Origin of the sequence: Snodgrassella sp. B3837 (assembly GCF_026535955.1) — a bacterium.
GTDB classification, from domain to species: domain Bacteria; phylum Pseudomonadota; class Gammaproteobacteria; order Burkholderiales; family Neisseriaceae; genus Snodgrassella; species Snodgrassella alvi_E.
Genome location: NZ_JAFNPI010000019.1, coordinates 155096 through 173662 on the forward strand (window position 1 = coordinate 155096; position 18567 = coordinate 173662).

Annotated in this window: 16 protein-coding genes; 3 read left to right on the top strand and 13 right to left on the bottom strand. The window is 44.4% G+C overall.

The features are described from left to right. Positions 1 to 7: 7 nt before the first annotated feature. Entirely contained in the window at positions 8 to 202 is a 195-nt protein-coding gene (gene iscX / locus J3U67_RS07640) for a Fe-S cluster assembly protein IscX (protein WP_100152239.1), read from the top strand. A gap of 133 nt (positions 203 to 335) precedes the next feature. On the opposite strand, the gene J3U67_RS07645 is transcribed toward iscX, so the two are convergent. From J3U67_RS07645 to ribF, 6 genes are all read right to left on the bottom strand, one after another. After that, positions 336 to 1145, bottom strand: a complete 810-nt coding sequence (locus J3U67_RS07645; protein ID WP_100139733.1) for an ABC transporter permease — start codon at positions 1143 to 1145, stop codon at positions 336 to 338. After that, positions 1145 to 1849: an ABC transporter ATP-binding protein gene (locus J3U67_RS07650; protein ID WP_267391375.1), complete on the bottom strand. Its 705-nt coding sequence runs from the start codon at positions 1847 to 1849 to the stop codon at positions 1145 to 1147. The genes J3U67_RS07645 and J3U67_RS07650 overlap by 1 nt, the downstream gene beginning before the upstream one ends. Next, on the bottom strand, positions 1846 to 2787 hold the full coding sequence (gene ispH / locus J3U67_RS07655) for a 4-hydroxy-3-methylbut-2-enyl diphosphate reductase (RefSeq protein ID WP_267391376.1): 942 nt from the start codon (positions 2785 to 2787) through the stop codon (positions 1846 to 1848). Before ispH ends, J3U67_RS07650 begins: the two co-directional genes overlap by 4 nt. Before the next feature lie 43 nt (positions 2788 to 2830). Then, positions 2831 to 3316 carry a signal peptidase II gene (lspA, locus tag J3U67_RS07660; RefSeq protein WP_267391377.1) on the bottom strand — a complete coding sequence of 162 codons (486 nt, stop codon included), beginning with the start codon at positions 3314 to 3316 and terminating at the stop codon, positions 2831 to 2833. A 104-nt stretch (positions 3317 to 3420) separates the two neighbouring features. Next, positions 3421 to 6201 carry an isoleucine--tRNA ligase gene (gene ileS, locus J3U67_RS07665; protein WP_267391378.1) on the bottom strand — a complete coding sequence of 927 codons (2781 nt, stop codon included), beginning with the start codon at positions 6199 to 6201 and terminating at the stop codon, positions 3421 to 3423. Positions 6202 to 6285: 84 nt separating this feature from the next. After that, positions 6286 to 7215 (bottom strand): bifunctional riboflavin kinase/FAD synthetase, encoded by a 930-nt coding sequence (gene ribF / locus J3U67_RS07670; protein WP_100139729.1) that lies wholly within the window; start codon positions 7213 to 7215, stop codon positions 6286 to 6288. A gap of 238 nt (positions 7216 to 7453) precedes the next feature. Here ribF and J3U67_RS07675 point away from each other — a divergent pair, with 238 nt between their 5' ends. After that, positions 7454 to 8203, top strand: coding sequence for an amino acid ABC transporter permease (locus tag J3U67_RS07675; protein WP_100156280.1), 750 nt, complete (start codon positions 7454 to 7456; stop codon positions 8201 to 8203). Between the two features lie 82 nt (positions 8204 to 8285). Here the strand turns inward: J3U67_RS07675 and J3U67_RS07680 are convergent, their stop codons facing one another. The 5 genes from J3U67_RS07680 to J3U67_RS07695 form a co-directional block, all read right to left on the bottom strand. Beyond that, complete coding sequence (locus J3U67_RS07680) at positions 8286 to 8609, bottom strand: hypothetical protein (protein WP_267391380.1); 324 nt, start codon at positions 8607 to 8609, stop codon at positions 8286 to 8288. 385 nt (positions 8610 to 8994) lie between these two features. After that, positions 8995 to 9855, bottom strand: a complete 861-nt coding sequence (locus tag J3U67_RS07685; RefSeq protein ID WP_267404597.1) for a lyase — start codon at positions 9853 to 9855, stop codon at positions 8995 to 8997. Positions 9856 to 9968: 113 nt separating this feature from the next. Beyond that, positions 9969 to 10160, bottom strand: coding sequence for a hypothetical protein (locus tag J3U67_RS07690; protein WP_267391382.1), 192 nt, complete (start codon positions 10158 to 10160; stop codon positions 9969 to 9971). A gap of 11 nt (positions 10161 to 10171) precedes the next feature. Beyond that, positions 10172 to 10408 (bottom strand): RHS repeat-associated core domain-containing protein, encoded by a 237-nt coding sequence (locus tag J3U67_RS09240; protein ID WP_367645573.1) that lies wholly within the window; start codon positions 10406 to 10408, stop codon positions 10172 to 10174. A 105-nt stretch (positions 10409 to 10513) separates the two neighbouring features. Beyond that, complete coding sequence (locus J3U67_RS07695; protein WP_267391383.1) at positions 10514 to 10723, bottom strand: hypothetical protein; 210 nt, start codon at positions 10721 to 10723, stop codon at positions 10514 to 10516. On the opposite strand from J3U67_RS07695, the gene J3U67_RS09245 reads away from it, so the two are divergent. Continuing rightward, positions 10709 to 10795: a hypothetical protein gene (locus J3U67_RS09245; RefSeq protein WP_367645572.1), complete on the top strand. Its 87-nt coding sequence runs from the start codon at positions 10709 to 10711 to the stop codon at positions 10793 to 10795. The genes J3U67_RS07695 and J3U67_RS09245 overlap by 15 nt on opposite strands. A 347-nt stretch (positions 10796 to 11142) precedes the next feature. On the opposite strand, the gene J3U67_RS07700 is transcribed toward J3U67_RS09245, so the two are convergent. Together J3U67_RS07700 and J3U67_RS07705 are read right to left on the bottom strand one after the other, a co-directional pair. Then, positions 11143 to 14814 carry an RHS repeat-associated core domain-containing protein gene (locus J3U67_RS07700; protein ID WP_267404599.1) on the bottom strand — a complete coding sequence of 1224 codons (3672 nt, stop codon included), beginning with the start codon at positions 14812 to 14814 and terminating at the stop codon, positions 11143 to 11145. A gap of 48 nt (positions 14815 to 14862) precedes the next feature. Beyond that, positions 14863 to 18564, bottom strand: coding sequence for an Ig-like domain-containing protein (locus J3U67_RS07705; RefSeq protein ID WP_267404601.1), 3702 nt, complete (start codon positions 18562 to 18564; stop codon positions 14863 to 14865). Positions 18565 to 18567 lie beyond the last annotated feature (3 nt).

The following is an 18567-nucleotide window of genomic DNA, read 5'->3' on the forward strand; positions in this document are numbered from 1 at the left end:
TCACATCATGAAATGGACTGATATACATCAGATTGCCGAAGAACTGGCAGACCGTCACGAAGACATCGATCCTACCACCATCCGCTTTACTCGATTGCGTGAACTAGTATTGGCCTTACCAGACTTTGATGACCAGCCAGAGCATTGCGGTGAGCGCGTACTTGAAGCCATTCAGCAAGCATGGATAGATGAAACTGACTGAGCAGAAAAGCATACCAGCAATCAAACCATATCTATCATGACATTTTAAACAACAAACTCAACTGATAACAGCCAGAACACTATAGCCACCCTTAAGGGCAAATGTTCTGGCTAAAAATAAATTATCCAAATATCTAAGCTTTTTCTGTATTACGCCGTTGCAAACGCCAGCTACAAAACTGCCAGCAGCGGTTGAACACATGGCGATACACAAAAATCGCACACAGCAGGCAGCCACCGGCAGAACCAGCACAAATCAGAAACATGGTCAGTAACTGAAAACGAATGGCCTGATCAGGTGAAGCACCGGCCAGAATCTGTCCGGTAATCATTCCCGGCAGACTCACCAGCCCTACTACACTCAACTGATTAATCGTCGGCAACATCCCAGCGACAACGGCAGATCGTGCCGTATCCCGATAAGCTTCCCAGCCACTGGCGCCCATGGACAATAAAACTTCTACCCTAGCCTGCTGCTGGCGTAAGTCCTGTGTTAACCGGTCAAGACATAAAGCTACAGCAGTTAAACAATTACCAAGCACCATACCCAAAATCGGAATGACATACTGCGGCGAATACCATGGATGGATATGAAGCACCGCATACAGTCCTACTGCCGCACTTAACCAAGAAGCCAACCACACCGAAGACAGTGCATCACGAGTCAGACCACGATAAACATAGCTACCACGAGAGCGCGCCGAAAATCCGGCTATTAAGGTCATCACAGCAATAATCAGCAGTACCCAATACCATTGATTAGCCGCAAAAATCCATTTAAGCAACAAGCCTACAATGGATAACTGCACCACAGCACGCACAGCAGATATCAAAATCCGTTTCGTTAACCCTAGCTTTAGCCATAATGATACACCGGCACTCACCAAAATCAGCAAAGAAGCCAGAGCCAGCTCAGCAACACTAATATAATTAGTTCCTTGCATTATTGCCTCCCATTCTTTACCGAATGCTTGATGTGCGTTATTCGTCCGGCATCAAAATACCAGATTTCATCACCCACTTCGCTAACTTGTTGCTCACTATGCGAAACCCACATATAGGCAGCCTGCGGATTTGCCTGTTGCCACTGATTAACCAGTTTCTGTACCGTGCGTGCAGAATCCTCATCCAGAGAAGCTGTGGGTTCATCCAGCAACAATACCGGAGGATTCAACTGTAAAATACGCAGCAGACAAACCAATTGCGCTTCACCACCCGATAAATCGGTACCGTCACGCTCCAGAAAATGCTCATCCTTACCCAGATTCTGCAAAACCTGAAGCACATGTTCCGGCTGAAACGTCAAATGCTGATAATGATGCAAAGTATAAGGTAACTGCAAATTATCACGCACCGTACCCGGAATCAATACCGCCTGCTGACGCACATAAGCAATCTGGCTACGGTGCCGTGCAATACTATGTGCATTCAAATTCACAGGCTGATTCTGACAATACAACGTACCAGCAGCAGGTAAATCTAGCAAAGAAATTGTACGTAAAAAAACCGATTTTCCTGCTCCGGATGCACCGCTGATTGCCACACGTGCCCCAGCTCTGAGCTGAAAATCGATATCCTGTAATAACATTCTGCCATCATCATGGGCGCGCTGACACACACCCTCACCAGATAAAATTGGCGTATTCATGACGAACCACGCAGTTCTTTCGGCAGCACAAACATAATATTTTCCTCCACACCCTCACCTTCGGTAACTGTTGGATATCCCCAGGAAACAATCGTCTGTACAACATCATTAACCAGTACCTCCGGTGCTGACGCACCGGCAGTAACGCCAACACGGCGCTTGCCGGAAAACCACTCAGTCTGCAGACAGCTGGCGTTATCTACCATATAAGCATCAACACCCAGCAAAGCTGCCACTTCGCGTAAACGATTACTATTCGAACTGTTAGGAGACCCTACCACAATTACCACATCACAAGTAGCGGCTAACTTCTTTACCGCCTCCTGACGATTGGTGGTTGCATAACAAATATCCTCTTTATGCGGACTTTTAATGTGAGGAAAACGCTGTTTCAACGCAGCAATAATACCGCTGGTTTCATCTACCGATAACGTTGTCTGGCTCACATGTGCCAGCTTTTCTTCATTGCGGACCTGTAAACCTGCCACATCAGCAACTGTTTCCACCAGCAGCATTGCCCCCGGCGGCAGTTGCCCCATCGTACCTTCTACTTCCGGATGACCCTTATGCCCGATCATCAAAATCTGATATCCCTGCTCATCAAGACGAGATACCTGTCTGTGGACTTTCGTTACCAAAGGACAAGTAGCATCAAAAATACGGAAACCACGCGCCACCGCTTCTTGCTGTACCGCCTGCGATACTCCATGTGCCGAATAAATCAACGTGGCATCAGGTGGCACATCATCCAGACTCTCAATAAACACTGCGCCCTTGTTACGCAGATTATCAACAACAAACTTATTATGTACCACTTCATGGCGTACATAAATCGGTGCACCATATTCTTCCAAAGCCCGTTCTACAATACTGATGGCTCGGTCAACACCAGCACAGAATCCACGCGGATTAGCCAGTAAAATCTTTTTGTCGCTCATTCAACTTCCCGTTAGCTGGCTGATTTCACCAAAATTAAACCAATCAAGCTGCCTTATTCTTCTGATGAAAAATACTTTCCAGCACCAGCAAAAACGCACCGACACAAATCAGGCTATCCGCAACATTAAACGCCGGATAAAACCAATTATGGTAGTAAAACAACAGAAAATCAACCACATGACCATGCACCAACCGATCAGCAACATTACCAGCCGCACCACCGATAATCAACGCAGCAGCCACTTTACCTATTGTTCCGAATTCATCACGGATAATCCCACGCAGGAGGTAAATACAAATTACCAGCGCCAGTCCCATAAAGAAAAACTTCTGCCATCCACCCGCATCTGCAAGGAAACTAAATGCCGCGCCTGGATTATAAGCCAGCGTCAAATCAAAAAATCCCGGTATTACCGCAATTCGTTCCAGATAATGAACATTCTGCAATATCAGATATTTCGTTAGCTGGTCTGCCAAAAGACCCAGTACGATAATGGCACCATATAAAAACAGTTTTTTACGTTGCATAACCATCCTTAAAACCAGAACAGGCGTGACCGACTAAATCTGCCACACCTGAATCATTCAAATCAAGCCTAAAAAAACGACAACATTACAGCCGTTACCTAGTCTCAGGCATACAAACGCTTTTCACCGGCACCATCGACATTTTGCACACAGCGACCACAAATAGTCGGGTGCTGAGGGTCAGAGCCCACATCATCAGTATAATGCCAGCAACGCTCACATTTTGTACCCTGATCCACCGATACAGTGGCAGATAACTCTTCTCCAGCTTCTACGGTAACTTTCGCTACCATCAATACAAAACGTAATTCATCACCCAGCGCTGCCACATAAGGCAGCATATCTGTTGGCACCTTAATCGCCACATCAGCCTGTAAAGAAGACCCTACACTCTTATCTGCACGCAACGATTCAATAGCCACATTCACCGTATCACGCACTGCTCGGATCGCCTGCCATTTCAGTGTTAAGCTATCTACATCAGCTAAAGGCGGGAATTCATGCCCCGTATGGTACAGTACACTATCTTCTTCATCACCACTCAATACTGCCCAAGCTTCCTCAGCAGTAAAGCAAAGAATTGGGTTCAATAGAAGCACCAGATTACGCGTAATATGATACAGAGCAGTTTGCGCACTACGTCGGCCATGGCTGCCAGCCTGCATTGTATATAAACGGTCTTTCAGAATATCCAGATAAAACGCACCCATATCTTCTGAACAGAAATGGACAATATCCTGTACCGCAAAATGGAACGCATAACGGGCAAAATAATCATCAGCCACACGCTGCTGCAATTGCTGTGCCAAAACCAGTGCATAACGGTCTAGCTCCAGCATCTCATCCACTGGCACCGCATCTGTAGCCGGATTGAAATCACTCAAATTCGCTAACAGGAAACGTAGCGTATTCCGCAGACGCCGGTAGCTTTCTGACACTCGTTTTAAAATTTCATCTGAAATTGCCAGCTCACCGGAATAATCAGTAGAAGCCACCCACAAGCGCAGAATATCTGCACCCAGACTATCATTTACCTTCTGTGGTGATACCACATTACCCACAGATTTAGACATTTTCTGCCCGTTGCCATCCACCACAAAACCATGTGTCAGCAACTGTTTATACGGCGCACTGCCAACTGTAGCACAGGCAGTTAGCAGCGAAGACTGAAACCAGCCGCGATGCTGATCAGAGCCCTCCAGATACAAATCTGCAGGCCATGCCAGCTCAGAGCGCTGACGCAGTACTGCGTAATGCGTACTGCCCGAATCAAACCAAACATCCAGCGTATCTGGCAATTTATCATACTCATCCGCATCTGCGCCCAAAAGCTCATGCTTATCCAGCGCAAACCACGCCTCAATACCATGCTGCTCAATCCGCTTAGCCACCTCTTCCAGCAATTCAGCCGAACGTGGATGGAGCTGACCAGTTTCCTTATGAGCAAAAAAGGCCATTGGCGTGCCCCAGTAACGCTGGCGAGATACCACCCAGTCTGGACGACCTTCAATCATTGCCTCCAGACGCGCGCGTCCCCATGCCGGAAAAAACTCAGTCACCTCTACCGCGTCCATCGCCTTATCACGCAAAGTCTTCCCATCCGTACCTTCTTTATCCATACCAATAAACCACTGGCCAGTAGCACGGTAAATCAAAGGCGTTTTATGGCGCCAGCAATGCGCATAACTATGAGTAATTTTTCCATTCGACAGTAATCTGCCCTCTTCGGCCACCCAATCAATCACCACCGGATTACCTTCCCAGACCGTCATCCCTGCCAATCTGGGCACATCACTGATATATCGTCCCTCAGCATTCACTGGGTTATATAACTGAATCCCATACCGCAAGCAGGCAAAATAATCGTCCAGACCATGTGCAGGTGCCGTATGTACCAGACCTGTACCAGCCTCAGTAGTCACATGCTCACCCAGTAAAACCGGAATATCTCGATTCAGAAATGGATGATTCAAATGCAGATTCTCTAGTTGTCGTCCTACAACTTCAGCCAGTACCGCAGTATCATCCACATCGAAACCAAAACGTTCCAAAGCTGCTTCAGCTAGCTCTTTAGCCAACACCAGCTTACCTTTTGGCGTATCAAACAACTGATAAACAACGTCCGGCCCCACACAAATTGCCTGACTGGCCGGCAAAGTCCACGGCGTAGTTGTCCAGATAACCGCATAGGCTTCGCCTAAAATCTCATTCAGACCAAACACAGCAGCCAGCGCCGCGTTATCCTTAAACTGATACGCCACATCAATCGCAAAAGAAACCTTATCTTTATATTCAACTTCAGCTTCTGCCAGCGAAGAACCACAATCCAAACAGAACTGCACCGGTTTCTCACCCCGATACAAATAGCCGCCTTGCTGAATCTTTCCCAGTGTACGGACAATATCCGCCTCAGTCTGATAATCCATCGTCAGATACGGATGCTCCCAGTCGCCCAGCACCCCCAGACGCATAAAATCCTGTCTCTGGCGCGCAATCTGTTCCCGCGCATATTCACGGCACAGCTCACGGAATTTAGCAGCCGGAATATTCTTACCGTGCTTCTTTTCTACCATCAGCTCAATCGGCAAACCATGACAATCCCAGCCCGGCACATATGGCGCATCAAAACCAGCCAGCGTCTTACTGCGGATAATAATATCCTTCAATACCTTATTCACTGCATGGCCGATATGAATATCACCGTTCGCATACGGTGGGCCATCATGCAGAATAAATTTCGGTCGTCCAGCAGCCAGCTTACGCAGCTTCTGATAACGTTTCTGTTCATACCATGATTTCAGCCAGCCACCTTCACGCTTGGCTAAATTACCGCGCATTGGAAACGGCGTGTCCAACAAATTTACAGTTTTACTATAGTCAGTCATGACTTTCTCTTTAAAATATATCCGTTAATTCAATAATCTAAAAATCAGTATTATTTTACGGCCACCCGAAAGCTACTTAGCAATTCAGGCAGCCTGCCATATTCGTGCCGCATCCATATCAGCAAAAATCTGAGCCTGCAACGCTGCCAAAGAATCAAACTTCAGCTCATCACGCAACTTATGCAGAAAATGTATCCCTAAGCGCTGACCATACAAATTGGCAGCACAATCAAAAATATGTACTTCAAGCTTCTGCTGGCTACCCCTAGAAACCGTCGGATTTTTACCAAAACTGGCCACACCACGTTTACGTCCGAAAGCACCTGTTACATCCACCACAAAAACCCCATTCAGCGCATAATGCAAAGCCGGCAGATGCACATTTGCCGTTGGGCAGCCCAATTCGCGACCCAGCTTGGCGCCATGTTTCACTCGACCACTGAGCACATACTCATGTCCCAGCAGCAACTGCGCATAAGCCAAGTTACCAGCAGCCAGCGCCATACGAACTGCCGTACTCGAGGCACGTACATCCTCAACCACAACAGATGGCGTTCTCTCTGTTACAAAAGCCTCCTGAGCCTGCAATAAAGCAAAATCACCGCTGCGATGGGCTCCAAAACGAAAATCATCACCCACCAGCAAATAGCGTGCTGATAACTTTTCAATCAGCATCTGCCGGATAAAATCCATCGGCTGCATCAATGCAAACTGCTGATTAAACCGCAGCACATACACCGCATCCACACAACCACTTTCAGCAAGCAAATTCAGCTTATCCCGCAGCGGCGACAACCGGTAAGGCAAAGACTTACCTGCCTGCTGCGCAAAAAACTCCTGAGGTTGCGGTTCAAATATCATCACCACCGAAGCAAGCCCTCGTTTATCAGCTTCCTGACGCAAGCGCAGCAAAATATGGCGATGTCCACAGTGCACACCATCAAAATTACCGATTGTTACTGCCGTACCACCAGACCAATCCGGCCGCAGCCCGCTCCCCAACCAAACTTGCATACAATTCTTGAACGAATCAAATAATAAAACACATCATTGTAAACACTTCAGCTCACCTTAGCCAGCGTAATTAAACAGCATTTTCCAACCTCTGCAACCAACAAATCCGCTTTATACTCAACGGCAAACAAAATTTGATACAGTTACAACAGCATTTCTTGCTAAAATAGCGCCCACATAATGCCAAGGCTTAGCCCAGCCGGCAGCAATACCCCAAAAACCACCATTAGGTAACACAATGGCCTTTCGTTTCGACATCATCTACGAATACCGTGAAATGTTTTATTACGGTGCGCTCACCACATTAGGCGTCACCCTGATTTCCACATTTATGGGCACCTTACTCGGCCTGATATTCGCCCTCACGCGTATCATCCGCCTCGAAAAGGGCGGCCTGCCCATACGCGCACTGGTATGGACACTGCGGCAAATTTCGCTGCTGTATGTCACCATCTTTCGCGGTACACCGCTATTTGTTCAAATTTTCATCTGGTATTTCGTCTGGTTTCCACTGCTCATCAACCCAACTGATGGCCTAATTATCAGCGGAGATCTTGCCGTAGAACTCCGACGCAGTTATGGTGCACTGATTGCCGGCACACTGGCTTTGTCAGTCAACTCCGGCGCCTACATCACCGAAATCTTCCGCGCTGGCATTCAGTCTATCGACCGCGGCCAATTTGAAGCCTCCCGCTCACTAGGTCTCAGCTATACACAAGCCATGCGCTACGTTATCCTGCCACAGGCCATCCGGCGCATGCTGCCACCCATTGGGAACGAATTCATTACTCTTCTTAAAGACAGCTCACTGCTTTCAGCCATCGCTGTGGCCGAACTAGCCTTTGCCGCCCGCGCCGCAGCCGGACGTTACCTAAACTACGAAACCCCACTCTACACCATCGCCATAATCTATTTGATTATGACCATAGCCTTGAGTTGGTTTTTTTCATGGCTGGAAAAAAGATACAATAAAGGTTATCAGCATTAGATTTTCTAATTTATAGCCAATTGTCTACAAAAACAGAGTTACTTAAAAAAATAGCTCTGTTTTTTTTATTAGCACAAAAAAATCAAATTTTTTTAAAATGCTTTCTAACTTGTCGTTTGATTCTGCAATCATCAAAACATTGAGCAGCACGTCTAGCATAAGCCACAAAAGTTTTACGCCCCAGATGAGAATATTTCCTATAAAGTTTACGTTTAAATAAAATTTCACAATGATGTTTATCACGCGATTTAATAGCTAATTTTTTGGCTTTATGCAATATTTTATAATAACGTGATATAAAATCAGAGCGGATAGGTGCATGTTCACCATCAAATATCACACCTAGATATTTCTGTTTTGGAATTTGTGATCGTGCTCCGTTACCCGCACCGCCTGTACTGCACATAGCATATGGGTACAGCCAGACGTTACAGGCAGGGCTGCAGGTGAAACGCCTTCTATCCAAACTAGGATAAATTTACAATTTAAATTATTCTAGTAATTAAAAATTTATCACTCTGTTTATGAATCAGATTATGTTTTTTAAATAAATGAATTAATACTTTATATTAATATCAAAACAACATACTAATTACTAATTTTTATCCAAGTTAAATGCAATTATTTATTACTTTATAAAATATTGATTCACGAAAAATTTTGAATAAATATTTTTTATACATGGATAATTTAATATTTTACTTAAAAAGTATAATAAAAAAGGCTTTTGAGATATATAGAAAAAAGATTAATAATAACCGATTATTATCAATTTATATAATATGTTGAAACTATAATTTTGTTTTCAAATGCTCCAATATTTTTATAGAAGTATTTAATTCATCAAAAAGTCCCCATTTCTTTTTTATTTCATAGAGAATAGGTAGTAAGGCAACATTGCCTAAGTACCCAGCTGCTTCCACCATTTCATCATAAACTACGTCTTTACTTAATTCCTTCATTAACACCTCAGTAACTCGTTTATCCTTCATTTTAGACAGCCCGATTATGGCTTCATATCGTACATCAAAATTATTTTCATTCAATAATAATACAAAGCAATTTCGAATTTCAGGTGTATCATATCCATTAACATTTACTGCAAAAGCAGCCCAATCCTTAACTTCACTGTGACTATCTTTTAACAACTTAATTAATAATGGTATTGAGGCCTTATTATCAAACATTGATAGTATAAAGGCTGTACTTTGTCTTACATTTACGGATTTATCTAAAATAGTATTTTCAGCGAGTGATATCAAAGAATCTGAAAAATTTTTTTTAGCCTCGTTACAACGACGCCCAAAAGAGACCACAGCATACGACCTTACTGTAGCTGATTTATCTGTCAGAGCTAAATCAGACAGTTTATCTATAACTTGTTTTTCTTCTTTAGTAGATAAGTGGATCTCTCCTAAAATAAAAGCAGCTAATGCTCTAGTCCTATAATTATTACTAAAACAGTTTATTTGAGCAACTTTGATAACTCTACTACCACCTTTTAACAGTAATACTCTTGCAGCCTCTAAACTCAATTTAAAATTATTATGACTAAGTAAAGCAATTAATTTATCTTCAGGTAAAAATCTACATCTCTGCCAGTATTGAAATTCAATATTTTCTTGTTTTTTACTATATGCAGATCTAGTCATCATCTATCCATTTTTTTACGTAGTTTATCTTTACTTGCTTTTGAATGTCTACATCCCCTTGCTTTTTCTGTAGATTTGGCTTCTGCTTTAGCTATTATACCTTCATCAATTAATTATTCTAATACATCGCATCGATCTGATTTTTTATTTCCAGCTAAAATTTCAGCACTTTGCCCTTCACCAACTATTTCTATAATTTTAGTATCTGCAACATTTTCTTTTGCTGCTGCATATACATGCTCTGGACAAAGACCAAGGTTTTTACTAAATTCTTTTTCCTTACTTTTATGTAAATTTTTAGGCATAAACCCAAAAATCACATTCTTGCTCGATTGTCCGACGAAACTAATCTCAATACTGCAATACCAATTCTTATTCCAATACCTAAAGCTAGTGGAACAAACTCCCCATTCGGATCACTATATACCAGCGGATTTCCACCTACATATTCATACGTGTTTATTTCCCCAACCAACCCTATTGGGTCACTCTGGATATACCGTCCCGTCTCCGCATCGAAATTCCTGAAGTAGTTGTAAAATTCATGCCTAATTTATACTATTACTAATAATATCATTAACTTTTTAGATATAAATAAACCCTTCATCACTGCATTTTTAAACAGTGATGAATTTACATATACTTATATCGATTTAAATTAATCTATATCACTTAGTTCTGGATATTGCTGATAAATAAAATTTAAAACTCTTATTTGAAGTTCCCCAATCACTATACCAATACCTCTTTTCAAAATCTTATATTCTTCATCAGAAAGTTGGCCTTCCATTTCTGTTAATAACTTTGTTAATGAAGAAATTGAATTTATAGAAATATTATTAATATTTTGGGCATGATTTTTTTTCATTATAAGGTTCCAATGCATTCACGATATCACTTTTTATATTCTGAACTTTGTAAATCACGTGGAGGAGAGTAAAGCAAATGTTGATATTTTCATACAATTTATCACTTCTTGAGAGACTAGCCAATTTAGAACACATATTTATACCAGAGTTTGATTCGTCTATGAAATATTTATTATTAGTAAAATTTAATAGATTTTCCAATGCTTTAAACGAATTTTCAAATTCATAGGTGATTGATTTAAAATATATTAAGAACTACTCTTATTATTGAATTTAATAATATACATTTTCTAATTTTAGTTTACCCGCAACTTATAGTTCCTTTTCTAGACATCATTATTGCGCATCCTAATTTATTTGTAGAATGATTTTTTTAAATTTATTCAGAACGCAATCCCAATAAAATAATCCGAATACATCAATATAGAAGCGGATTTTCACCTACATATCCATACGTGTTTACTCCTCCTGCTAACCCTATCGGGTCACTCTGAATATATTTCCCCGTCTTCGCGTCGTAATCCCTGAAGTAGTTATACGATAGTCCAGTCTCTTCGTCGTAATACTGTCCCGGAAACCTCAGGTTCATGGTGATTTGGTTATTTGCATCCAGTTCGCTGTTGCCAAATGCATCACTGGTAATCTTCCAGCTCTGTTCGCCTGCACTGTTTATTGCTAGTTGTGGGGTGCCCAGATGGTCTGTTATCAGGTAGTGATAGCTGGCATTTTTTAGGGTTTGGCCTTCGTTTAGATTCGCCTGCCATAAGGGGCTGGTGCCCCAATCGCTGTCCGGTATCCAGCCGTACGCTACTTGCATCCGTCCTGTCTGATCCAGTTCTGCTATCAGCCCTTCGCTGCTGTAGATGTAGTAGGTGGTTTTGCCATTTACGGTTTTGCTGATGCGACGGCCAAACGGGTCGTACTGGTAGCTGGCTATTTCTCCGTTGTCGTTGCTGACTTTACTCAGTCTCTCGGCAGCGTTGTAGCTGTAGCTAAGTTTTTTATTGGCGCTTTCTTCTGTCGCCAACTGGCCGTTAGTGGTGTAGGTTAAGCTGGTCTGTTGTTTGCCTTCCCCCCATTTGATGAGTTGGTTGAGGTCGTTGTACTGCCACTCACCTGGTTGCTGGGAGCTACCGGTGCGGTTGCCGACGGCATCGTAGCTGTACGATTCTGCTCGTTGCGCTTGGCTTTCTTGTTCCGGTTTGACTTGGGTTAAGCGATCCAGTTGGTCATACTGGTAGTTACTGCTGCCTTTTTCTGTCTGGATACTGCTGATGTTGCTGACTTTGTCATAGCTGTAGTGGCGTTCGAGTAAGGTTTGTCCTTTGCTAACCAGTTTGATTTGTGTTGGACGCTGTAAGGCATCATAGCTGTTGGTTTGTTCTGCTTGCGGATAGGTGATACGTTTAGGCTGATTCCATTGGTAATCACGCCAGTTGATTTCTTCTCCGTTTGGCAGTATGGCTTGCTGTAACTGGCCGTTGGCATAACGATAGTTTACTGTGCTGTTATCGGGATAGGTGATGCTGGCTAGGTTGCCATCTGTATCATAGCTGTATTTTAAGGTTTTACTGATGCGGCCATAGCTGATGTTTTCTTCAACGATTCGTCCCAGGGCATCGCGCTGATAGGTGTAATGGCTATTGGTGCTGCCGCTTTGCTGTACATCTGTCAGCTGGTTGTTGGCATCGTACTGGTAGTTGACTGTCTGTTCGGCGGTGTCGGTACCGGCTGCGATGTAGTTTTGCTGACTGATGTTTCCCGCTGCATCATACTGATACTGTATGCGGTTGCCGTTGGCCTGCTTCTGTTCGGTCAGCTGATTGGCTGCGTTGTAGCTGTATTCGACGTCGTTGCCCAGTGTTTTGGTTTCTTTGAGCAGGTTGTTATTTTGATCATATTCAAAGTGGTACTGGTTGCCTTTGGCATCAGTCAGTGTGCTGAGGTTGTCAGACAGGTCGTACTGGTACTGGGTTTTACCTGACAGTGCATCTATGTCGGCTGTGATTTGTCCCAGTGCGTTGTATTGGCTTTGGCTGGTGCGGTTGGCAGCATCGGTACGGCTGATTTGTTGGCCTAGTTGGTCATAGCTGCTGTGGCTGCTTATCTGGGTATTGCTGTCCAGCTGCTGGTTGACGCTGATGGTGTTACCCATGTTGTCATAATCGTAGCTTTCGCTGTAGGTCGGGTAGTTTATTTTGGTCAGGAGTCCAGCCTGACTGGTGCCGGGTGCGCCATATTCGTAGCTAAGCTGATTGCCGTTGTAGTCTTTATACTGGCTGATTCTGCTGTTGCTGTCGTAGCTCTGTTCACTTACCAGTCCGGATGGGGTGATGGTTCTAATCAGGCGGTTGAGCTGGTCATACTGCTGGGTGGTAACTTGATTCAATGCGTCGGTGGTTTTTACTTCGCGCCCTGTTGCTGTATTTTGATAGCTGTAATGGGTGCTGTTGCCTTGCGCATCGGTCATCTCTACTATTCGGCCGAGGGCATCGGTTTTCATGGTAAAGGTGTGCTTAAGCGGGTCGGTTACCTGTGTTGTGTAACCGGCAGCGTTGTAACCCAATAGCCATTTCTGCTGTAATGGGTTCTGTAATTCGGTTGGCTGACCTTGTATGTTATAGCTGTACTGATACTGTTGACTTTTGCCATCGGTATAGCTGGCTATGTTGCCGTAGCGGTCAAAGCTTTGCTGCAGGCTGATGCTCTTTTGATTATTGCCTATGGTGGCTTTGGTTTGCTGACCTAGGTTGTCATACTCGAAGTTGACGATACGTTGCTCGGGTTTGCCGGCAGCATAGGTGATTTTGGTCGGCTGGTTAGCTGCATTGTATTCAAAGGTGATGCTGTCGCCTTTGGCGTTGATTTGTTTGACCGGTTTGTTGGCCTGATTGTATTGATATTCTTCTACTGCGCCATTCGGATAGGTGATTTTAACTGGATAGTCAGCTTGGTTGTACTGGGTAGTGGTAATCTGCCCGCGTTCGTCGGTGTATTTGACGATGTTGTTGGCACTGTCTCGATCATAGCGGGCGGTAAGATGGCCGTTTATGCTTTCGGTCAGTACGCGTCCATTGCTGTCAAATACGGTGACGGTTTTTTGGCCGGCCGGATCGTTGACGGTGATGGTGTACTGTTTGTTGACGCGATTGTATTCGGTATTATAAACAGTCACAGCACCGGTTTTGCTGGTGATTTTGCCTACGCGTGCCAGTTTGTTTTCATGATCGGCTGCGCCGGTGCTTACTACGGCACTTTGTGATATTACGCCACCATTGCGGCCGCTGCCCATGACAAACTGTGATGAGGGTACGGACACGATGTAATCAATTTTGGTGACGCCACCATCGGGATCGGTGCGGCGGTTTATCTGGCCGTTGTTGTCGTAACCATATTTCCAGACGTTGCCCATGACGTCGGTTACTTGGGTCAGGCGGTCTCCGGACCAGTTGTAGCTGACGCTGCGGCCACTGCGGTCGGTGGCTTTGATTAGGTGATCCTGATTGTCATAGTCTAGGCTGTATACGAGTTCGCCGTTGTTATCTTTTATGGCTTTGCGCTGCCCGTCTTTATCTAGCTCAAAGCTAACTTGTACGTTGCTGGCATTGCCATAGGCCAGTGGCCGGCCTTTGCTGTCATAGTTTATCCAGTTACCCTCTGGATCCGTCCAGCGCCAGCCGGTTTCGGTTTTGCTGATGGATACTTGTTTGTAGGTATATAAGTCGGCTTCGCCGCTGCGCTGATACAGGGTACCGGCACGATCGATGGTTTTGACGCTGCTGTCGAGCGGATCTAATACGAAGCGTAGTTCGGCCCAGGCTGGATTGAGATACCAACGTCCATTTTCCCAGGTGCGGTTGAGTTTGACTTCTCCACCTAATACTTTTACCCGCATGTCTACGGTGTTTTCGGTATATTCGGTATTCGGTAGTCTGACGCTGGCATGACTGATGCCAGATATTTTTTCGTCATTGCCGCTGATGCGGGCATAAGCCATCTGCGGCAATGCCATTACCAGCATAAGTATGTAGCTGATTACCCGGAACAGCCGCTCCTTCAGGCTGTTCCCGGGTCGGTTGTTTGTTTTCATTTTTTGACCCTTGTGTTTAATTTATTTATTTTGTTTTATTTGTTGGTATTAGCACGAACCATCTTTCGAACCGCCTGAAGCGCAGGGCGCATCCGGGGTACAGCCAGGCGTTATTGGCATCGCCTCCGGCGAACCCGCTCCAGCCCCATTTCCGAAAGTCCCGCCGCCCACTCCTCCAAGTGAACCGCCGCCTCCCCAGCCGATACCACTGCCCTTGGTTGAGCATTTTTTACCGGTGTACTGATAGAAACGTCCACTGCTGCTGCCTTTGGAAATGTCACCGCTGGGACACTCACTCTGATGTGATTCCTCATAGCTAGCTTCGTAGGATGTGCAGTCGTCTTCTTCTGGTGCAGCACGTAGCAAGTCTGATAGCGAAGCAATTCTGGTTTCTGCCGGCGCCTGCTGTTTCGGATCAAGAGCAGTCACTTTATAGGAAATCACTACCTTTTCTTTTGGTTTGAGCACACTGGGCACTTCACCAAAAAATTCATACTTGAAGTGGGCATCAGTTTTCGGCAAATTCAGTACCACATGGTCAGCCTGTACCAGACCATAATTGCTGACTGTAATCTGGCCCGTTTTTTCTTCTCCAACCTGCATTGCACCAAGATTAATAGACAATGGTTCGAGCATAATGACAGGTGCCGGTACTTGCGTATTAAAGGTGGCATTAACATTAATGTCATACACATCTTTAATGGAGGTTTCAGTCACGCCAAACTCTACATTGATTGTCTGATACTCCAGAAACACATGCTGGTTAGTCGTGCTATCAGGCTGAACCACTATACGGCCGCTGGCATCCATATGATTAGGTGCGCTGACGCGATAGCGATAGATGCCTGCCGGCAGCTTGTTTAAGGTTGCGATACCATCTTTGTCTGTATTGAAGGTATATTGTTCTGTTAATACACTATCATTCTGCAACTTGATGGTTGCTCCTTTTACGCCTTTGATGGGCTGTCCGTCTGCATCTAGGGTGGCGGTATAGATATCAGCCACATCAAAGTGAGCTACGCCCTGTCCGCTCTGGGTGACGGAAATTCTTACCGGAATAGTGCCTGCTACTTTACCGCTGCTGGATACTCTGATAATAAAGTTGTAAATGCCGTCAGGGATGCTGTTGTCCGGCTGAGCCATGATTTGTACCGGTACTTTTTCATCAACCGCAATTTCATTAATATTTTTATCGCTGGCAATAAATACCCAGCTCGGAGCGGGATTACCCTGCTCATCTACCAGCTCTACCTGAACATTTTTTGCCGCTGCCAATCCTTTATTGCCAACGCTGACTTTGGCTGTGGAGCTGGTATTTTGCTGCAAGCCGGTCTGTATATAGGTAGGCGATGCATACAATTCAGGCATTGGCTGACCAAGCTCATAATTAATCTGTAATTTACCGCGTACCAGATCTCCTGAATCATCGGCATAGGCAAGCAGATACAGGCTGCCCTTTTCGGCTGCATGATCGTCTGCGGTGAATTTAATTGTTGTCGTGCGACTCTGTCCGGGGGCAATATTTACAGCTTCAGATTCAATATTCACGCCCTGAGGCAATACGCCATCTGGCTGATTTTCAGCAGCCAATACCCAGCGCAGGTTTTTAGCACCGGTACTCGCTGTAGCATTAACCTGTATGGGTGTGGTGATGGTTCGCGGCGCTTTTAGCTGATAGCCTTGTATATTAAATGCGATGCGGTTGATATCAAAACTGCCCTGACTGGTAACAGTTTTTTCATCCGGATGAATAATGCCAACCTGATATGTACCCGAGTCAGATTCCTGCGGGGTAAAGGTATAGGTGAAATGGCCGTTTTCATCAGTGGCAACAGCTATTCTGCGCTCAAACCCTTTTACATTCAAAACCAGTTTTAGCGGTACGTTTGCAGCTATCGTATTTTCAGCACGATAAACAGCCTGCCCGCTAATGGTTACTGGCTGCGGGCCATAACTAACCGCAGGGCTGATTGCGGTAATTTTACCGGTATAAGGTGTGGGAGGCGGAGCCGGTGGTTCAATTTTGACATTGACCGTACGGGTGCTGGTCACTGTTTTGCCGCTGGTATTGGTCACTTTTGCACTGATTTTGTGGCTGCCATTATCCTCCATGGTCAGAGGCCAGTGTGCCTGATAGGGGCGTTCTGACAGAGTAGCAAACTGTTTGTTATCTATCAATAAATCTACTTTTTCGATACCAAGTTCATCTGCAGCATCTACCTGAATATCAACCGGAGCAGCAAGTGTTTGATTATCACTGGGAGTAGTAATGATTGCAGTGGGTGTCGGTAAAGCAAAATCAAACTGCACCGGTGCACTGGGCTCACTGCTGCCAGCATCATTCTGCGCTACAGCATGTAAGCGGTAACTACCTTCTTTCGGCAAGAGAACATCCTGAGTGAAATAGCCTTGTGCATCAGCGGTAACCTTTTCACCCACTGGTTTATCATTCAGATACAACTGTACTTTTGCATTAGACTCAGCAGTACCCTGAACTTTTAATGCTGCGTTCTTAACCTTTGTCTGAGTGACGGGGCTAATAAGTACTGGAGGTGTAACCGTAATAGCAGATGCCTGAGTATAGCCTGAGCTGTTGCCTGCTTTATCCAAACCATTCAGACGAGCATATAAGATGCCACCAGCAGGCACATTATCTATCTGCACATTATTGCTTTGCAGATTAATATCCTGATCGATAATAGGATTATTGAAATCTGGATTATTGGCAATTTGCAGATGTATAGAGGCTATACCACTCAGATTATCACTGCTGCTGTAACCAATTCTCACTGCTTTGTCATTAACACGACTGAATTGGTTCAGTTCCACAACCGGTTTGGTCGTATCTATGGTAATGAGCTCAGAGGGTGAAGACCACATTTCCCAGGTAGCACCTCGATTAATACTTCCGCGTACACGGGCGCGATAAGACTGTCCATTTTGTAAACCTGCATCATAAGTATATTGATTTACTTTATTCAGTATTTTTTTATAGACGGTATTTCCAGAAGCATCCTGAATTTCAATTTCCCATGTATCAAGTGTATTGATATTCTGCCATGTCCAGCTTGGTGCCTGATTTGTATAACGAGCAGCAGGTTGTGGTGCAGCCGGCGTTAAATCAGAAATATCGATAAAATTGTATTCAGCATTCTCATTCTTGGTATATTCACTTAAATCATTATTAGGCGTAAATAAAATAGCCTGTTCTGGTTTAATGATATTGGCTTTATTACAACCTACTTGAACGTTCTTTGGCGTGATGCCCTGAATACCAATTGTTGCACTCTCGCCTTTGCTTAGATCAATATTTAAAGTACGATACTGATATTTAATCTGATTTGTGCCTTCATAAAGAATCGCTTCAAAGGTACCCATAGGCAGATTTGAACTATAAAAATACTGATTCGTCCATTGCACAATGAGTTTTCTGTTTGGCGCTTCACCCTGTGTTTCGTATTTAATGGTACCAGCAGGCTGGCCGTATACATCAGTTCTTAAATCATCCCAGAATACAAACAGTGTATTATTGATTGCAGGTAAGCAAGAGTTATTGTAACCGCTGCTTGGATTCGAAAATTGCAGTAATCCATTTGTACTTACATAAAATTTATTATATTTTTTGCCATAATAATTAAACTCAAAACCAATCGGTAATGCGCCACTGACTTTATCATCACCTTTCAGTTTTGTGTCGGTACCGGCATAGCTTGCCGCACTGGCAATGGTGCATAATGCACAGACAACCATTGC